Origin of the sequence: Streptomyces sp. ISL-12, from assembly GCF_018614415.1 — a bacterium.
In the GTDB taxonomy this organism is placed as follows: Bacteria; Actinomycetota; Actinomycetes; order Streptomycetales; family Streptomycetaceae; genus Streptomyces.
Genome location: NZ_JAGGOO010000078.1, coordinates 70,037 through 87,324 on the forward strand (window position 1 = coordinate 70,037; position 17,288 = coordinate 87,324).

A 17,288-nucleotide genomic window follows, 5' to 3' on the forward strand; every position below is an offset into this window, starting at 1 on the left:
GGGCACCGGTGAACGACCGATACGACGCGGGACACGGCGGCGGCCAGGAGGGCCCGTACGAGATCGTCGGCTACGACGAGTACGGCCGGCCGGTCTACCGCCAGGCCCCGGCACAGCAGCAGACGTACGACCCGTACGCGCAGCCGGGGCAGCAGACGCAGCACGCACAGCAGGAGTACGGCTACGACCCGTACGGCACCGGCGGGCAGCAGCCCTCCGCCCCGTACGACCCCTACGCGAACTACGGCACCGGCCGGCAGGCGCCTGTTCCCCCGCAGGGCGCCTACGACACCGCTCAGCAGGCGCCCGTCCCCCCGCAGAGCCCGCAGAGTCCCTACGACCCCTACGCCGCCGCCGGCGGGCAGCCGCAGGCCCGGGTCGCCGAGCAGACGGCACGCATCCCGCAGCAGGCGGGCCCGCGCGAGGAGCCGGAGGGGCCCGGGGCGGCGGGCCCGGCGGAACCCGGGGCGGCGGGGCCGGAGTACCACACCGAGGAGTTCGCCTTCGTCGAGGAGCCGGACGGCGACTCCGAGGACGTCATCGACTGGATGAAGTTCACGGAGAACCGGACCGAGCGCCGGGAGGAGGCCCGGCGCCGGGCACGCGCGCGTGCCGTCGCCCTGGTGGTCGTCCTCGCCCTCGTCGCCGTCGGCGGCATCGGCTACCTCTGGTACGCCGGAAAGCTCCCCGGCATGTCCTCGTCGGACTCCACGACCGGCGGTACGACGGCGGCGGGCGCCCAGAAGCGCGACGTGATCGCCCTCCACCTGCACGACACCGACGGCGGCTCCACGTCCACGGCGCTGCTGGTGAACAACACCACCACCCAGCAGGCCACCACCGTGCTGCTGCCCAACTCGCTGGCGCTGACCGGCGACGACGGCAGCGTCACCACGCTGGCCAAGTCGGTCGACGACGACGGCCCCGACGCCACCCAGGACGCGCTCGACTCCGTGCTCGGCACCGCCATCGAGGGCACCTGGCGCCTGGACACGCCCTACCTGCAGAACCTCGTCGACCTGGTCGGCAACATCGAGGTCGACACGGACGCGGACGTGCCCGACCCGGACGCCGAGGACGACAAGGACGCCGCCGTTCTCGTCCACAAGGGCGAGAAACAGACCCTCAGCGGCAAGATGGCCGTCGCCTACGCCACCTACCAGGCCTCCGGGGAGGCGCAGGACGCCCAACTGGAGCGGTTCGGGCAGGTCGTGCACGGGGTGCTGCGCAAGCTGTCCTCCGACGCGCAGGCGGCGACGACCACCGTCCAGACGCTGGGCATGATCCTCGACCCGCCGCTGACCGACAAGGACCTCGGCTCCTTCCTCGCCTCCCTCGCCGACCTCGCCAAGGGCGGCGACCACAAGACGGCCCTGCTGCCCGTCCAGGACGACGGCACGCTCAGCACCGAGGACAGCTCCGGCGTCGTCAAGGACGTCCTCGGCGGCACCGCCAAGAGCCCCGACGAGGACGCCGCGGTCAGCGTCTCCGTGCAGAACGCCAGCGGTGACAAGAACAACACCGCCAAGGTCCGGATCACCCTGGTCAACGGCGGCTTCGCCTTCGTGGAGGGCGGCACCGCATCCGCTGCCCAGGCCACCTCCGAGGTGCTCTACGCGGACGCCGCCGACAAGGAGAACGCCACCGAGGTCGCCAAGACGCTCGGCCTGCCGACCAGCACGGTCGCCAAGGGCGACGTCTCCGCCAACGCGCGCGTGTCGGTGGTCCTCGGCCAGGACTACGAGCCCGCGTCGTGACCGGACGGTGACCGCATGGGCAGAGGTCGGCGGTCGTGAGACCCTTGGTGTCAAACGACCGTCGACCGAAAGCCTGGTAGTGACCGCGACCGACCGCTCCCTGGAGCTCATCAACACCGCCGCTCAGGCGGCCGCCGACAAGCTCGCCCACGACGTCATCGCCTACGACGTCAGCGACGTGCTGTCGATCACGGACGCCTTCCTGCTGGCCTCCGCACCCAACGACCGACAGGTCAAGTCGATCGTCGACGAGATCGAGGAACGGCTCAGCAAGGAGCTCGGCGTCAAGCCGGTGCGCCGCGAGGGCGACCGCGAGGCCCGCTGGGTCCTGCTCGACTACGTCGACATCGTCGTCCACGTCCAGCACAGCGAGGAGCGCGTCTTCTACGCCCTGGAGCGGCTCTGGAAGGACTGCCCCGAGCTGGAGCTGCCCGCCGACGCCAAGGCGACCCGCGGCAAGGGCGAGGAGCACGCCCGGGCGCAGGCCGCCGAGTCCCCCGCCCCGGACGGGGACGGGTGGTGAGCGCCACCGGCGAGGTGACGGACCGGGGGACCGGCCGGGGGCGCCGCGTCATTCTGTGGCGGCACGGGCAGACCTCGTGGAACGTGGAGCGCCGCTTCCAGGGCACCACCGACGTCGAGCTGACCGGGACCGGCGTCGCCCAGGCCCGCCGGGCCGCCCGGCTGCTGGCCGGTCTGCGGCCCGACGCGATCGTGGCCTCGGACCTGAAGCGGGCCGCCGACACGGCCGCCGAGCTGGCCGCGCTGACCGGCCTGGAGGTCGCCCACGACGAGGGCCTGCGGGAGACCTACGCGGGCGTCTGGCAGGGGCTGACGCACGACGAGATCATCGCCCGGTACGGCGAGGAGTACGCGGCGTGGAAGCGCGGCGAGCCGGTCCGCCGCGGCGGCGGCGAACTGGAGACCGAGGTCGCCGACCGCGCCGCCCCCGTGGTGCTGCGGTACGTGGACAAGCTGCCGCAGGACGGCACCCTCGTCGTGGTCAGCCACGGCGGCACCATCCGCACCACCATCGGACGTCTCCTCGGCCTGGACGCGCACAGCTGGGAGGCCCTGGGCGGCCTGACCAACTGCTGCTGGTCCGTCCTCGGCGAGGGCGTCCGTGGCTGGCGGCTGCTCGAGCACAACGCCGGCAGTCTGCCGGAGCCGGTGCTCGGCGACGACGACTGAGCCGTGTGCGGGACCCGGATTTCACTTTCCGGCAGGTCGCAGGCTAAAGTTCTTCTTGTTCGCCCCGCTGAGCGGGAAGAACACCGGCCCGGGGCTATAGCTCAGTTGGTAGAGCGCCTGCATGGCATGCAGGAGGTCAGGAGTTCAATTCTCCTTAGCTCCACAGAAGGACCAGAAGGTCCAGAAGCAACACGATGAATCCCGTCCCCTCGAGGGGCGGGATTTTTCGTTGCCTCACTTGAGCACCAGGGGTCCGCCGGACGTATGGCTCCATGGAGATCCGCGCCGGTCACCGTGTCCGTACTGGTACTGAGGCGTCGCTGACCGTGTCGGTCCGGGCGTGGCAGAATCAAACGGCCGGAAGGGGGCGCGGCCCGACGGGAGGGAGTACCGATGCCTGCGAGCATCCTCGGGGACAACGGCGGCGTCCCGTACGTGTGCACGGCCTGCGGCGACAGCTGGAGCTGATCGATGGGGGCACACAGGCGGAAGTGCGACTGGTGCGGCAGCGGCACTCCGATCGTCCGCGACATGGAACCGGTCAATCCCGAGTACCAGTACTGGTGCGAGGAGTGCGCGCGGGCGCTGATCATAAAAGGCGACCCCATCGAGACGTACCGGGAACTCGAAGGCGAGCCGATCTACGGCCGTCTCCTGGAGGAGCACTGCACGCTCAAGCGGTTCTACTCCTTCGTGGCCGCCTGACGGCCGACCATCCGGTGGGAAAAGTGGTCAAATCGGGCAGACCGGAAACGATTTGGTGTTGGACCCGGTCGACCGTGTAATGTTGGCGTCGCCGCCGGGGAAACCGGGCGGAGCGAAGCGGTAAAACGCGGGGCTATAGCTCAGTTGGTAGAGCGCCTGCATGGCATGCAGGAGGTCAGGAGTTCAATTCTCCTTAGCTCCACAGGGAAACCCCCCGGATCGATGATCCGGGGGGTTTTGTTCTGCTCAGCGGCCGAGCGCGCGCCGGCCGCGTCCCGGGGCGAGCACCGGCAGATTGGCCCGGGCCGGCGCCTGGGCCCGGGTGTCCTCCTCGATACGCAGGGCGAGCGCCGGGCAGCGGCGCACCGCGCGCAGCGCCTTGGCCTCCGCGTAGCGCGGCACCTGCGCCTGCGCCACGGTCGGGAAACCGTCGGCGCCGAGCTGGAAGACCTCCGGGAGGATGTCCGCGCATAGCCCGTGGCCGCGGCAGAGCGTCCAGTCGACGTAGATCTTCTGGCGGCTGGGGCCGTTCTCCGCGGCGGCGCCGCCGCCCGGGACGCCCGTCGGGGCCCTGCCCCCCTCGAAGAGCGGCAGCACGCCCTGCACGGGCCGTCCGCAGCCGTTGCCGAGGACATGGGCGGCCAGGTCGTCCGTGAACGCCTTGACGGTCGACTCCAGGAACATCGCCGAGCCGTCCGGATGCGAACACGCGCCGCGCCGCTTGACGTTCTTCGCGACCTGCTTGAGCGCCTCCAGGGCGGCCGGACCGCCGCCGTCCAGGATGTCCTGAAGGCCGCGCGCGGCGGCCGGCAGACCGAGGTAGCAGGGGCCGCACTGGCCCGCGCTCTCCTCCGCCAGCCACTGCGCCACCCTGAGCGACTCGCCCAGCGGGCATGTCTCCTGACCGATCGGCAGGATGGCGCCCGCGCCCAGTGAACCACCCACCGCGTCCAGCGAGTTGCGGGAGACGACCGCCTCGTCGACGGTGGCCGAGTCGATCCACTTGCCGTGGTAGCCGCCGGTCAGCACCCCCTGGGGCACCGGCGGTGCGCCGGCCAGCTGGAGGACGTAGCGCAGCGGTACGCCGGTGGGGACCTCGATGACCATGGGGCGGGCGACCGCGCCGGAGACGGTGAGCATGACGGTGCCCGGCTCGTCGTACAGGCCGGTGTTGCCGTAGCGCTCGGGGCCGATGCGGGCGGCGATGGCGAGCTGGGCGAAGGTCTCGGCGTTCGACAGGAGCGTCGGCGCTCCGCCCACGCCGCTCCTGGAGGCGCTGACCTTGCGGCCGGGCGGGATCGCCGGGCCGCCGTCGATGGAGCGGATCAGGGAGGCGGCGGCGCCGGTGACCATCCGTACGGGATTGCGCTGCACGCGCGCGCGGAGCGCCGAACGGCGGCCGTTGCTCAGGCCGCGTTCGGCGAGCGCGGCCTCCATGGAGCGCTGGGTGGACTCCCGGGTGACCCCGACGACGAGGGTGCGCGCGCCCATCGCCTCGGCGCACAGCAGCGCGCCGTCCAGGATCAGGTGCGGCGCGCGGTTGATGAGGACGGTGTCCTTGCGGCAGGCCGGTTCGTCCTCGCTGCCGTTGACGACGACGACCGGGCGGACGCCGCGCTTGATCGCCGCTTCGGCGACCGAGCGCAGCTTCTTGTGGAAGGGGAAGCCCGCGCCGCCGCGGCCCCTGAGATTGATCGCCTCGGCGAGTTTGGCGAGCTGTTCGCCGCCAAGGGGTTCGAGCGGGCCGTGCACCTTGAGGTGCATCGGGAGATCCAGCCGCTCGACAAGGTCGAAGCCCGACGTGAGCTGGGGAAGGCCGACGACGCGGACCTCGGGGACGTCGGGCAGGGCCTCGTTCACTTCATGCCTCCGGAAGGCGTGTTCCAGGGTTCACCCGGCCCCGGCGCGTCGAAGTCGTAGGACGCGCCGGGGGCCGGTTCGGGGGCGGGACCGCTCGGGTAGGTGTCGTCCGGGTAGTACGCGCCGGGGACGGTGTTCTGCTCACCGGTGTCGTACACATCACTCGGCCGGTAGCCGTAGCCGTCCGGATTGCCGTAGGCCGGGATGGTGTGTCCGGTGTCGGTGAGGGGGTCGTACGCCGACGGCGGGGCCTCGCCGAGCGGCGGCGGGGACGGGACCGGCCAGCCGCCGGGGGGCATCGCCGCGCCGGGGGCCGGGGGTGTCGTGGTGGGTGCCGCGGCGGGGCGGATGTCCGGCGGCAGGTCCATGGGGGCGGTCCGGTCGGGGGCGGCGGGCTGCTGCCAGGGGTGCTGCGGGGCGGAGACGGCGCGGTAGGCGGCGGCGAACCCGTTCACGGACTCCCGGGGCGCGGCGGCAGCGGGCTCGTACGGCGGCGGGGCGGCGGCGCTGCGCTGCCGGGGGACCCCCGCGGTCTCGTGGCCCGGCAGCGCGGAGCCCTGCGGGGTGGTGCCGGGCGCCGTGCGGGCGCCGTCCCGGACCGGCTCCTCGCGGTCCGGCCGGCCCCCCTGGTCGAGGAGGGCGGCCACGCGGTCGGCGATCCGGCGCTTGACGGGCCCCGGCGCCGCCCGCAGCGCCAGGGCCGCCATCACGCCGGCCACCGACAGGCCGTACAGGACCAGGAAGACCGGCTTGGCCGCGCGGCCCGCGTAGAGGCCGTGCAGCAGGGCCGAGCACCAGGCCGGGTAGGCCAGCATGTGCATGGCCCGCCAGCGGGCCGCGACGGGGGCGGGGGAGGCGAAGCGGTTGCGCAGGGCGCCGGTGACGCCCACGAAGACCATGAGCAGGCCGGCCAGGGTGCCGAGGCCGATGAGGAAGGCCCGGCCGCCGAACTGCTCGTCGTCCGTGAGGAGCAGGCCGAACGGGATCACCGCGGCGACCCAGGTGGTGTGCGCCAGCGCCAGCTTGACCCCGACGTGCACCAGCAGGAAGACGATCGAGGCGACGGCGGTGGTGCGGTGCACCGCCTGGGCGAGGATGCGCTGGCGGGCCACGAGCAGGATCCGGTCCTGGGCGACCAGTCCCCAGATCACCGAGCAGCTGAGGCAGACCAGCGCCAGGACGCCGGCGCCGAAATCGAGGAACTCCGCGAACGAGTCGTCCGCCGTGGCGGCGAGGGATGGGTTCATGGGGGCACTCCGAGCGGTTCGGGGAAGCGGTCCCGGTGCCGCACTCTAGGTGGCGCCATACCCGTGGGTACGAGGTTTGAGTTATTGCGCTGTTATCAAATGACTATGCGGTCGTTGTGATGCCCTTTAGTGGCTGTTACGCGAAGTAAACCTTGACCGCGGTTCAGGCGACGGAACCCCGTCGCGGCCCGCTCGGCGGCTGCGGTACCCTGACCCCATGCGTGCCGTACGCCTTCTGCTTAGCGGGCCGCGCTGATCAGTACCGACCGCCGGTGCTCCGGACGGTCGGCATCGGCGCGGCGTCCCCTCCTGTGCGAGGGGATTTTTCATTTCTGTCATGAGTGAGAGTCGCAGCCGCAGGCGAAGACGATCGATGGAGCTTTGAGGATCATGAGCGAGACGAACCCCGCCACCGCCGCCGAGGCGGTGGCGCCGCACCGCTACACGGCCGCCCTGGCGGCCGAGATCGAGGCACGCTGGCAGGACTTCTGGGACGCCGAGGACACCTACGCGGCGCCGAACCCGACCGGTGACCTGGCGGGCGACCCGGAGACGGTCGCCCGGCCCAAGAAGTTCATCATGGACATGTTCCCGTACCCGTCCGGTGCGGGCCTGCACGTCGGCCACCCCCTGGGCTACATCGCCACCGACGTCTTCGCCCGCTTCCAGCGGATGACCGGCCACAACGTCCTGCACACCCTGGGCTTCGACGCCTTCGGCCTGCCCGCCGAGCAGTACGCCGTGCAGACCGGCACGCACCCGCGCGTGTCCACCGAGGCCAACATGGAGAACATGAAGGCCCAGCTGCGCCGGCTGGGCCTGGGCCACGACAAGCGCCGGTCGTTCGCCACGATCGACCCGGAGTACTACAAGTGGACCCAGTGGATCTTCCTGCAGATCTTCAACTCCTGGTACGACGAGGAGGCGAGGAAGGCCCGGCCGATCGCCGAGCTGGTCGCCGCCTTCGAGTCCGGCGCGCGTGAGGTCCCCGGGGGACGGGCCTGGAGCGAGCTGACCGCCGCCGAGCGCGCCGACGTCCTGGGCGAGTACCGGCTGGCCTACGCCTCCGACGCGCCGGTCAACTGGTGCCCCGGGCTGGGTACCGTGCTGGCCAACGAGGAGGTCACCGCCGACGGCCGCTCCGAGCGCGGCAACTTCCCCGTCTTCAAGGCCAAGCTGCGCCAGTGGAACATGCGGATCACCGCCTACGCGGACCGGCTGCTGGAGGACCTGGACGAGCTGGACTGGCCCGAGGCCATCAAGCTGCAGCAGCGCAACTGGATCGGCCGCTCCGAGGGCGCCCGCGTCGACTTCCCCATCGACGGCGAGCACATCACCGTCTTCACCACCCGCCAGGACACCCTGTTCGGCGCCACCTACATGGTGCTGGCCCCCGAACACCCCCTGGTGGAGAAGTTCACGCCCGCCGCCTGGCCCGAGGGCACGCACCAGGTGTGGACCGGCGGTCACGCCACCCCCGCCGAGGCCGTCGCCGCCTACCGCGCGCAGGCCGCCGCCAAGTCCGACGTCGAGCGCCAGGCCGAGGCCAAGGACAAGACCGGCGTCTTCACCGGCGCGTACGCCACCAACCCTGTCAACGGCGAGAAGATCCCCGTCTTCATCGCCGACTACGTCCTGATGGGCTACGGCACCGGCGCGATCATGGCCGTACCGGCGCACGACAGCCGCGACTTCGCCTTCGCGCGCGCCTTCGAGCTGCCGATGCGCTGTGTCGTCGAGCCGTCCGACGGCCGCTCCACCGACCCCACGACCTGGGACGACGCCTTCGCCTCGTACGACGCGAAGATCGTGAACTCCACCGGCGCGGACGTCTCCCTGGACGGCCTGGGCGTGGTGGAGGCCAAGGCCCGCATCACCGAGTGGCTGACCGAGCGCGGCATCGGCGAGGGCACCGTCAACTTCCGCCTGCGTGACTGGCTGTTCAGCCGCCAGCGCTACTGGGGTGAGCCCTTCCCGATCGTCTACGACGAGGACGGCATCGCCCACCCGCTGCCCGAGTCGATGCTGCCGCTGGAACTGCCGGAGGTCGAGGACTACTCGCCGCGCACCTTCGACCCCGACGACGCCGACACCCAGCCCGAGACGCCGCTGTCCCGCAACGAGGACTGGGTCAACGTCACCCTGGACCTGGGCGACGGACGCGGACCGCGGAAGTACCGGCGCGAGACCAACACCATGCCCAACTGGGCCGGTTCCTGCTGGTACGAGCTGCGTTACCTGGACCCGCACAACTCCGAGCAGCTGGTCGACCCCGAGATCGAGCAGTACTGGATGGGCCCGCGCGAGGGACAGCCGCACGGGGGCGTCGACCTGTACGTCGGCGGCGCCGAACACGCCGTGCTGCACCTGCTGTACGCGCGCTTCTGGTCCAAGGTGCTGTTCGACCTGGGGCACATCTCCTCGGCCGAGCCGTTCCACAAGCTGTTCAACCAGGGCATGATCCAGGCGTACGTCTACCGGGACGCGCGCGGGATCGCCGTACCGGCCGCCGAGGTGGAGGAGCGCGACGGCGCGTACTTCTACCAGGGCGAGAAGGTGTCGCGACTGCTGGGCAAGATGGGCAAGTCGCTGAAGAACGCGGTCACTCCGGACGAGATCTGCGCCGAGTACGGCGCGGACACGCTGCGCCTGTACGAGATGGCCATGGGCCCGCTGGACGTCTCCCGGCCGTGGGACACCCGCGCGGTGGTCGGCCAGTTCCGGCTGCTGCAGCGGCTGTGGCGCAACGTCGTCGACGAGACGACCGGTGAGGTGACGGTGGTGGACACCGACCCCGCCGACATCGACGTGGACACGCTGCGGGCGCTGCACAAGGCGATCGACGGGGTGCGCGGCGACCTGGAGGGCATGCGGTTCAACACCGCCATCGCCAAGGTCACCGAGCTGAACAACCACCTGACCAAGGTGGGCGGCCCCCTCGCGCGGCCGGTCGCCGAGGCGCTGGTGCTGATGGTCGCGCCGCTGGCCCCGCACGTCGCCGAGGAACTGTGGCGCAAGCTGGGCCACACGGACTCCGTCGTGCACCAGGACTTCCCGGTCGCCGACCCGGCCTACGTCGTGGACGAGACCGTCACCTGCGTGGTCCAGATCAAGGGCAAGGTCAAGGCGCGGCTGGAGGTCGCCCCGGACATCTCCGAGGCGGACCTGGAGAAGGCGGCGCTGGCCGACGAGAAGGTCGTGGCCGCGCTGGGCGGCGCCGGGATCCGCAAGGTCATCGTGCGGGCGCCCAAGCTGGTCAACATCGTGCCGGCGTGAACCCGGCCTGAGTCCGGCGTGAGCGCGGCATGGGTTCGGCGTGAGCGCGGCATGGGTTAGGCATGAGCTTGGTATGACCGGCTGAGGGGCTCAGGGCGGTCCCCTACGGGCAGGTTCGGGGTTTTTCTGGAACTCCGGGCCTGCCCGTTGCGTTTACGGTGGAAGAGAGTGGCGCGGTGGGCGCCGCGAGCGCCCGCGGGGCGGGCCGGAGGAGGAGCACCGTGGAAGCAGTGATCGCAGTCGTCGCCCTGCTCTTCGTGCTCATGATCGCCCTTGGCGCCTATGTCACGGTGAAGGCCGTCGGCGCCGCCAAGCGGGGCGTGGACCGCGGCATCACCCAGGCCCGCCGCACGGTGGAGGAGCACACGCTGCGCGCCAAGTCCCTGGTCCAGCCGGGCTCGGCCGGTGAGGTCGCGCGGCTGCGGCTGTCGCTGCGGACGTCCATGCGGGCCACGCAGGACGCGCTGGACGCGGGCGTGGCCGAGGACGAGTCCCTCAAGGAGTCCCTGGACCTGTTCGCGAGGCTCAGCGCGCACGGGCACGAACTCGACGCCGAGCTGCGGCGGCTGGAGACCGAGCCGGACCGCGCCACCCTCGCGGAGCGCCTCCCCGGGCTGCGCGAGCGCACCGAGCGCATCACCCAGGCGGCCGACTCCCTGCGCTGGGCGGCCCGCGACCGGGCTCGCCGCTTCGCGGACGACGACCTGGACTCGCTGAGCGCCCAGATCGACGTAGAGGCGGGCGCCCTGCGGCACTGGACCCGGACGGAGCCCGCCTCCCCGCCGCCCCCGTGGCCCGAGGCCCAGGCCGCCACCGACGCGAGCGCCGGACCGGGGCGGCCGGCTTCCGCCGGGGAACCGGCGCGACCGGCGATCGACCAGGCCGGGCCGCGCCCGACGTACCCCTGGCAGAAGAAGGCCCGGCCGGAGAGCACGACCTGACGGCAGGACCTGAGGTACGACGTGACGGTACGACGTGACGGCAGGGCTGACGGCACGACGTGACAGCCTGGCCCGGCAACCTTGCTGGGCAGTACGGCTTGTTCGGTGCCGGTGCCGGTGCCGGTGCCGGTGCCGGTGACCGGGGCCGGACTGCCGTATGGGCGCTACGGCAGGTAACCTCCAGCTCATGTCCCGCCATGTCGCGATCGTCACCGATTCAACGGCCTACCTGCCGCCCCGGACGATGGAGCGTCACGGCATCACCGCGGTGCCCCTGACCGTGGTCCTGGGCGACCGGGCGCTGGAGGAGGGCACCGAGATCTCGACCCGCTCGCTGGCCCAGGCGTTGCAGAAGCGACGCCCGGTCACGACCTCCCGTCCCAGCCCGGAGACGTTCGCCGAGGCATACCGGAAGGCCGCCGGCTCCGGCGCCACCGGCATCGTCTCCCTGCACCTCTCCGCCGAGCTCTCGGGTACCTACGACGCGGCGGTGGTCGCGGCACGCGAGGCGCCCGTCCCGGTACGGGTCGTGGACACCGGCATGATCGCCATGGCGCTGGGTTTCTGCGCGGTCGCCGCGGCCGAGGCGGCGGAGAGCGGCGGCACGGTGGACGAGGCCGTCACGGCGGCGGAGAAGCGGGCGGCGGGCACGTCCGCCTACTTCTACGTCGACACCCTCGACTATCTGCGCCGCGGCGGCCGGATCGGGGCCGCGCAGGCCCTGTTCGGGTCCGCGCTGGCGGTGAAACCGCTGCTGCGGCTGGACGGGGGCCGGATCGAGCCGCTGGAGAAGGTGCGCACGGCATCCAAGGCCATCGCCCGCCTGGAGGAGATCGCCGCCGACCGGGCGGGCGGCGCCGAGGTCGACATCGCCGTCCACCATCTCGCCGCCCCCGACCGGGCCGCGGCCCTGGCGGACCGGCTGCGGACCAGGGTGCCGCTCCTGGCCGACCTGCACGTCAGCGAGGTCGGGGCGGTGATCGGGGCGCACACGGGACCCGGATTGCTGGGGGTCGTCGTCTCGTCCCGGTGAAGCCCGTCACCCGGGCGGGTGGCGGAGATATCCACAAGCGGGCGTCGGTCCCCAGAAACCGACCATGATCATCGCGAGTGTGCCGGGTCGTCCGATCCTCGGCGCATGGCACTTCGATCACGTTCTCGCGCAACGGCACCCACCAGCGGCCCGGGCCGCCGCCCCGCCTCCGACGGCCGCTTCCGCCACCGACGCCCACCACAGGTCCACGGGCGGGTACGGGACCCGGGCCGGGCGCGGCACCACGGCCGCCGGGCTTCGGCTTCGGCTTCGGCGGAGGAACTTCGAAAGCGGGCGGAGGCGCTGTTCGGCGAACGGCCGGGACGGGCCGGCTTCGGGGAAGGGGGCGTTCAGCGGCGGGAGCCGGGGAAGGCACCGCCCGGACGGCGGGCCGGGGGCCCGGACGCTGACGCCCTGCGGGCGGAGACCTGTGCGGACACCGGGGAGGCTGGGGGCGTCACGGATGCGGGGGCTGTTTCGGGTGTCGGGGGCGCCGTTGGTACGGGAGCCGTCCCGGATGGCGGGGCCGCCGTTGGTACGGGAGCCGTCCCGGACGTCGGGGCCGTCCGTGACGCCGGGTCCCGTTGGGAGCGGGTCCGGCTGGCGCTGCGGGAGCGGATGCCGCTGTGGCTCCAGACCAGGTGCGGGCTGGAACGGCGCGGTGTGCTGGCGCTGACCGTGGTGCTCGTCGCCGCCGCGGGTCTGGCGGTGCAGCACTTCTGGACCGGCCGGACCCAGTCCGTGCCCGCACCCGACCTGGTGCGGGCGGCGGCAACGCCGTACGGCGGGCGGAGCACGCCCGCGGGAGAGGCCGGGGCCACGGGCACGCCGGGCGGGACGGACCCGATGACGGCCGGCACGCCGGGGGCCACTCCGGGCGCCGAAATCGTGGTGGACGTCAGCGGCAAGGTCCGCGAACCCGGCGTCCACCGGCTGCCGCCGGGTTCGCGGGTGGCGGACGCCCTGCGCGCGGCCGGTGGCGTACGCCCCGGTACCGACACCGGCGCGCTCAACCGCGCGAGGTTCCTGGTGGACGGCGAACAGGTCATCGTCGGCCCGCCCCCGCAGGGTGCGGGTACGGCAGCCGGCTCCGTCGGCGCGTCCGGTGGCGGTACCGCCGGGGGACCCGGAGCGGGGCCCGCCGCCCCCGTCTCCCTCAACACGGCCACCGTCGACCAACTCGACACCCTGCCGGGCGTCGGCCCCGTGCTCGCCGGGCACATCGTCGAGTACCGCACTCAGCACGGCGGTTTCCGCTCCGTCGACGAACTGCGCGAGGTCAACGGCATCGGTGAGCGCCGCTTCGCCGACCTGCGCGACCTCGTACGGCCATGACACGCCGCACCGCGCCGGCCCACGCGCCGGACGACCGGCACGGCGCACACCCGCCGGCCGAGCCGGGGCAGGCGCCCGCCGCGGCGAGCCGGACGGCCGTCCACGCGGCCTCCGGGAAGCGGCTCGGCGCCGCCCGTCCCCGGCAGGAGGGGCCGGTGGACCTGCGCCTGGTGCCGCCCGCCCTCGGAGCCTGGGCCGCGGCGGCCCTGTTCCTGGACAAGTCCGCCGGGTGGACCGTCTGCGCGGTGGTCGGCTGCGCGGTCACCGCCGGGCTCCTGCTGGCGTGCCGGACAATCCGGGGGAGATTCCAGGGCGAACACCGGGGAGCACGCTGGGGGCGAGTGCAGGGGGAACACGAGGGAGCGCGCTGGGGGCGAGTGCAGGGGGAACACGAGGGAGCGCGCTGGGGACGAGTGCAGGGGGAACACGAGGGAGCGCGCTGGGGACGAAGCCAGGGTGGACGCTGGGGCCGACACCGGCCCGCCGTCGCCGCCCTGCTGCTCTGCGTCGCCGCGTCCGCCGCCTCGGCCGGACTGCACGGCGCCGACCTGCGCCGGGGCCCGGTACCGGAGCTGGCCCGGCGGTACGCCACCGTGACCGCCGAGGTGGAACTGACCTCCGGCCCGCGTCTCACCCGCCCCCGCGTCCAGGGCAACCACGAGACGCCGCCCGCCGTGCTGGTCGACGCCGACGTACGCCGCGTGGAGCAGGCGGACGGGACGGCGGTGACGACCCGGACACCGGTACGGATGATCGTCGACCTGGACGCGGGGGCGCAGGAACGGAATCCGGGGGCCCCGGTCCCGGGGACGTCGGCACGCGACCCCGAGGGCGCGGCCCCGGGCACGGCCGCCGACCGGGCCCGCGCCTCGCCCTGGCTCGGGCTGCTGCCGACCACGCGGGTGCGGGTCACCGCCCGCTCGGCGCCGCCGGCGGTGGGCGGGGACCGTATCGCCGCCCTGTGGCGGGTACGGGGCGGGGCGGCGCCGGACGTCGTGGCCGGACCGTCGGGGGCACAGCGGGTCGCGGGACGGCTGCGTGCCGGGCTGCGGGCGGCCACCGACGACCTCCCGGCGGACGCCCGGGCGCTGCTGCCCGGGCTGGTCGTCGGCGACACCTCGCGGATCACCCCGGACCTGGAGGAGGCGTTCAAGGAGACCGACCTCGCGCACACGCTCGCCGTGAGCGGGGCCAACTTCACCATCCTGCTCGCCTTGCTGCTGGGCCCGCCCGGTCTGGCCCAGCTCAGCGAGCGCCGGGGACTGGCACCCCGCCTCGGCGTCCCGCTGCGGGCGACGGCACTGCTCGGGGCGGCGCTGGCCCTCGGGTTCGCCGTCGTGTGCGGCCCCGATCCGAGCGTGTTGCGGGCCGCGGCCTGCGGAGGTGTCGCACTGCTCGCCCTGGCCACCGGCCGCCGCAGATCCCTCGTCCCGGCGCTGGCGACGGCGGTCCTGCTGCTGGTGCTCTACGACCCGTGGCTCGCCCGGAGTTACGGCTTCCTGCTCTCGGTGCTGGCCACCGGTGCCCTGCTCACGCTGGCGCCGCGCTGGAGCACCGCCCTGCGCGGCCGAGGGGTGCCGCCCCGGCTGGCCGAGGCGCTGGCCGCCGCTGCCGCCGCCCAGGCGGTGTGCGCGCCCGTCGTCACCGTGCTGTCGGCCCGGGTGAGTCTGGTGGGGGTGCCGTGCAATCTGCTGGCCGAGTTCGCCGTCGCGCCCGCCACGGTCCTGGGCTTCGGCGCGCTGGCCACCGCCCCGGTGGCGATGCCCGTGGCCGAGGTACTGGCGTGGTGCGCGAGCTGGCCGGCCGGTTGGCTCGCGCGGGTGGCCCGGACCGGGGCGGCGCTGCCCGGCGCGGGGGTGGACTGGCCCGGGAGCTGGACCGGGGCGGCGTCGCTCGCGCTGGTGACGGTCGGTGTACTGCTCGCGGGGCGGCGGCTGATACGGCATCCCTGGTGGTGCGGTGTCTGTGTGCTGGCGCTGGTGGTCGCGGTGCTGCGGCCGGCGCCGCTGACCCGGGTGATCACGGGCTGGCCGCCCCCGGACTGGCGGCTGGTGATGTGCGACGTCGGACAGGGTGACGCGATGGTGCTCGCGGCTGGCGAGGACACGGGCGTGGTGGTGGACGCCGGACCCGATCCGGTCCTCGCCGACCGCTGTCTGCGCTCGCTCGGGATCACCCGGGTCCCGCTCGTCGTGCTGACCCACTTCCACGCCGACCATGTGGCCGGGCTGCCCGGAGTGCTCCGGGGGCGTTCGGTGGGCGCCATCGAGACGACCGGCTTCGAGGAACCGGCGGACCAGGTGGACTTCGTCCGCGGACAGGCGGCGGCCCGGAAGATTCCGTTACGGCACGCGGTCGCCGGGGAGCGTCGGCGGACGGGGGCGCTGTCCTGGCAGGTGGTGTGGCCTCCGCCGCCCGCGTCGAGTCAGCGGCTCGCCGTGGAGGGCCCGAACGACGCCAGCGTCAGCCTGCTGGTCAGGACGGCCGGCCTCAGGCTGCTCCTGCTCGGTGACCTGGAACCGCCCGCCCAGCGGGCACTGGCCGGATCGCCGGTGGCCTCCGCGCTGGAAGGGGTGGACGTGCTCAAGGTGGCCCACCACGGCTCGGCCCACCAGGACCCGGGGCTGCTGCGCCGGGCGGCCCCGCGGGTGGCGTTGATCTCCTGCGGTGCGCACAACATGTACGGCCACCCCGCCCCCGGCACGCTCGCGGCGTTGCGTGCCCAGGGCGCCGCTGTCCTGCGGACCGACCGGGACGGCGCGCTGGCGGTCGCGGGTACGGAGGGGGAGGGGCTGCGGGTGACAGGAAGGTGAGAGCTGGGCGGGCAACAGGTGCCGGCTGTGCGCCAGTTGTGCAAACCGATACCGGAGCCGCCAATTCGGGCCACAGCGGGGCCACTCATACGCAGTGCCGTCACATGCGCCGCTTTGCTGTGATGTGGTTCCGTGTTGCCTGGAAAGCCTCAACGGTGATCGAATGCGTCTTCGATAGGGATGATTCGGCGTCGTGCAGAGGGTGTCGTAGATGATCGGCCGCTTGTTGGGGAGCCGCGCGAAGCGGGTACGACGGACGGGGCCCCTGGCGGCGGTGCGGGTTCCGCCGAACGCGGGAGTGCTGAGCTGCAGGGTGCTGGATCCGGTGAACGAACCGGTGGCGCACGCCGAGTTGACGGTGAGTGACGGCATGGGGCGCAAGATCGTCCGCGGTGGGACGGACCCCTTCGGGTCGTTCGTCACGGCGGTGCCGGCGGGGGAGTACCGGCTCGCGGTGTCCGCCGAGGGATTCACCCCGTACCGGGCGTCCGCGACCGTGGCCGAGGACTCGCTCTCCTCGCTCGGCGATGTGACCTTGCAGGTCGCGGCGGTGCCGGAGCTGCCGAAGGCGGGGGACTGGGAGATCGAGCCGGCGCACTCCTCGATCGGTTTCACCGCGCGGCACATCGGACTGGCCCGAATCCACGGGCGGTTCAACTCCTTCGCCGGGGCGGTGCGGATCGCCGACGAGATGGAGCAGTCGGCGATGCACGTGGTGATCGACGCGGCGTCCATCGACACCAATGTGCGGATGCGCGACGACCATCTGCGGTCGGCGGACTTCCTGGACGTGGAGAGGTATCCGACGCTGGAGTTCTACAGCGACCGGTTCGCGCACCGGGGCGGCAACCGGTGGGCGGTCACCGGCGGGCTGTCGCTGCACGGCGTGACGCGGACGGTGACGCTGGACGCCGAGTACCTCGGGCTCGGCAACGGCATGGAGGGCGAGGTGCGGGCGGCCTGCCGGGCCACCACGGAACTGCACCGCGACGACTTCACGGTCAGCTGGCAGACGATGCTGGCGCGCGGCATCGCCGTGGTCGGGCCGAGCATCACCATCGACCTCGACATACAGATCGTCCCCAAGGGCTGACCGGGGTGTCCGGGGTGTCCGGGCTGACCGGGCTGAC

The 17,288-nt window shown here is 73.0% G+C and carries 12 protein-coding genes and 2 tRNA genes; 12 read left to right on the forward strand and 2 right to left on the reverse strand.

All coding sequences use genetic code 11. The annotated features are described in order from the left end of the window. Positions 1 to 8: 8 nt before the first annotated feature. The 6 genes from J7I94_RS21840 to J7I94_RS21865 all read left to right on the forward strand — a co-directional run bounded on the left by J7I94_RS21840 (position 9) and on the right by J7I94_RS21865 (position 3,855). Positions 9 to 1,757: an LCP family protein gene (locus J7I94_RS21840; protein WP_215169066.1), complete on the forward strand. Its 1,749-nt coding sequence runs from the start codon at positions 9 to 11 to the stop codon at positions 1,755 to 1,757. Positions 1,758 to 1,836: 79 nt separating this feature from the next. Continuing rightward, a complete protein-coding gene (rsfS, locus tag J7I94_RS21845) occupies positions 1,837 to 2,280 on the forward strand; it encodes a ribosome silencing factor (protein WP_215169068.1) in 444 nt (147 codons plus the stop codon). Continuing rightward, on the forward strand, positions 2,277 to 2,948 hold the full coding sequence (locus J7I94_RS21850) for a histidine phosphatase family protein (RefSeq protein WP_215169070.1): 672 nt from the start codon (positions 2,277 to 2,279) through the stop codon (positions 2,946 to 2,948). The genes rsfS and J7I94_RS21850 overlap by 4 nt, the downstream gene beginning before the upstream one ends. A gap of 90 nt (positions 2,949 to 3,038) precedes the next feature. Continuing rightward, a tRNA-Ala gene (locus J7I94_RS21855) sits at positions 3,039 to 3,111 on the forward strand. Positions 3,112 to 3,419: 308 nt separating this feature from the next. After that, positions 3,420 to 3,653: a hypothetical protein gene (locus tag J7I94_RS21860; RefSeq protein WP_215169073.1), complete on the forward strand. Its 234-nt coding sequence runs from the start codon at positions 3,420 to 3,422 to the stop codon at positions 3,651 to 3,653. A 129-nt stretch (positions 3,654 to 3,782) separates the two neighbouring features. Beyond that, positions 3,783 to 3,855: transfer RNA gene (locus J7I94_RS21865), tRNA-Ala, on the forward strand. 44 nt (positions 3,856 to 3,899) lie between these two features. On the opposite strand, the gene J7I94_RS21870 is transcribed toward J7I94_RS21865, so the two are convergent. Both J7I94_RS21870 and J7I94_RS21875 read right to left on the reverse strand, forming a co-directional pair. Next, positions 3,900 to 5,513 (reverse strand): NADH-quinone oxidoreductase subunit NuoF family protein, encoded by a 1,614-nt coding sequence (locus J7I94_RS21870; RefSeq protein WP_215169075.1) that lies wholly within the window; start codon positions 5,511 to 5,513, stop codon positions 3,900 to 3,902. Continuing rightward, positions 5,510 to 6,760 (reverse strand): ferric reductase-like transmembrane domain-containing protein, encoded by a 1,251-nt coding sequence (locus tag J7I94_RS21875; protein WP_215169077.1) that lies wholly within the window; start codon positions 6,758 to 6,760, stop codon positions 5,510 to 5,512. The genes J7I94_RS21870 and J7I94_RS21875 overlap by 4 nt, the downstream gene beginning before the upstream one ends. A gap of 390 nt (positions 6,761 to 7,150) precedes the next feature. Here J7I94_RS21875 and leuS point away from each other — a divergent pair, with 390 nt between their 5' ends. The 6 genes from leuS to J7I94_RS21905 all read left to right on the forward strand — a co-directional run bounded on the left by leuS (position 7,151) and on the right by J7I94_RS21905 (position 17,251). Next, positions 7,151 to 10,036: a leucine--tRNA ligase gene (leuS, locus tag J7I94_RS21880; protein ID WP_215169079.1), complete on the forward strand. Its 2,886-nt coding sequence runs from the start codon at positions 7,151 to 7,153 to the stop codon at positions 10,034 to 10,036. A 221-nt stretch (positions 10,037 to 10,257) separates the two neighbouring features. Beyond that, positions 10,258 to 10,977, forward strand: a complete 720-nt coding sequence (locus J7I94_RS21885) for a hypothetical protein (RefSeq protein WP_215169081.1) — start codon at positions 10,258 to 10,260, stop codon at positions 10,975 to 10,977. Between the two features lie 187 nt (positions 10,978 to 11,164). Continuing rightward, positions 11,165 to 12,010, forward strand: a complete 846-nt coding sequence (locus tag J7I94_RS21890) for a DegV family protein (protein ID WP_215169083.1) — start codon at positions 11,165 to 11,167, stop codon at positions 12,008 to 12,010. Between the two features lie 105 nt (positions 12,011 to 12,115). Then, positions 12,116 to 13,345: a ComEA family DNA-binding protein gene (locus J7I94_RS21895; protein ID WP_215169085.1), complete on the forward strand. Its 1,230-nt coding sequence runs from the start codon at positions 12,116 to 12,118 to the stop codon at positions 13,343 to 13,345. Continuing rightward, positions 13,342 to 16,158, forward strand: coding sequence for a ComEC/Rec2 family competence protein (locus tag J7I94_RS21900; protein ID WP_215169087.1), 2,817 nt, complete (start codon positions 13,342 to 13,344; stop codon positions 16,156 to 16,158). Before J7I94_RS21895 ends, J7I94_RS21900 begins: the two co-directional genes overlap by 4 nt. Positions 16,159 to 16,369: 211 nt before the next feature. After that, positions 16,370 to 17,251 (forward strand): YceI family protein, encoded by an 882-nt coding sequence (locus J7I94_RS21905; RefSeq protein ID WP_215169089.1) that lies wholly within the window; start codon positions 16,370 to 16,372, stop codon positions 17,249 to 17,251. The last annotated feature ends 37 nt before the right edge of the window (positions 17,252 to 17,288 follow it).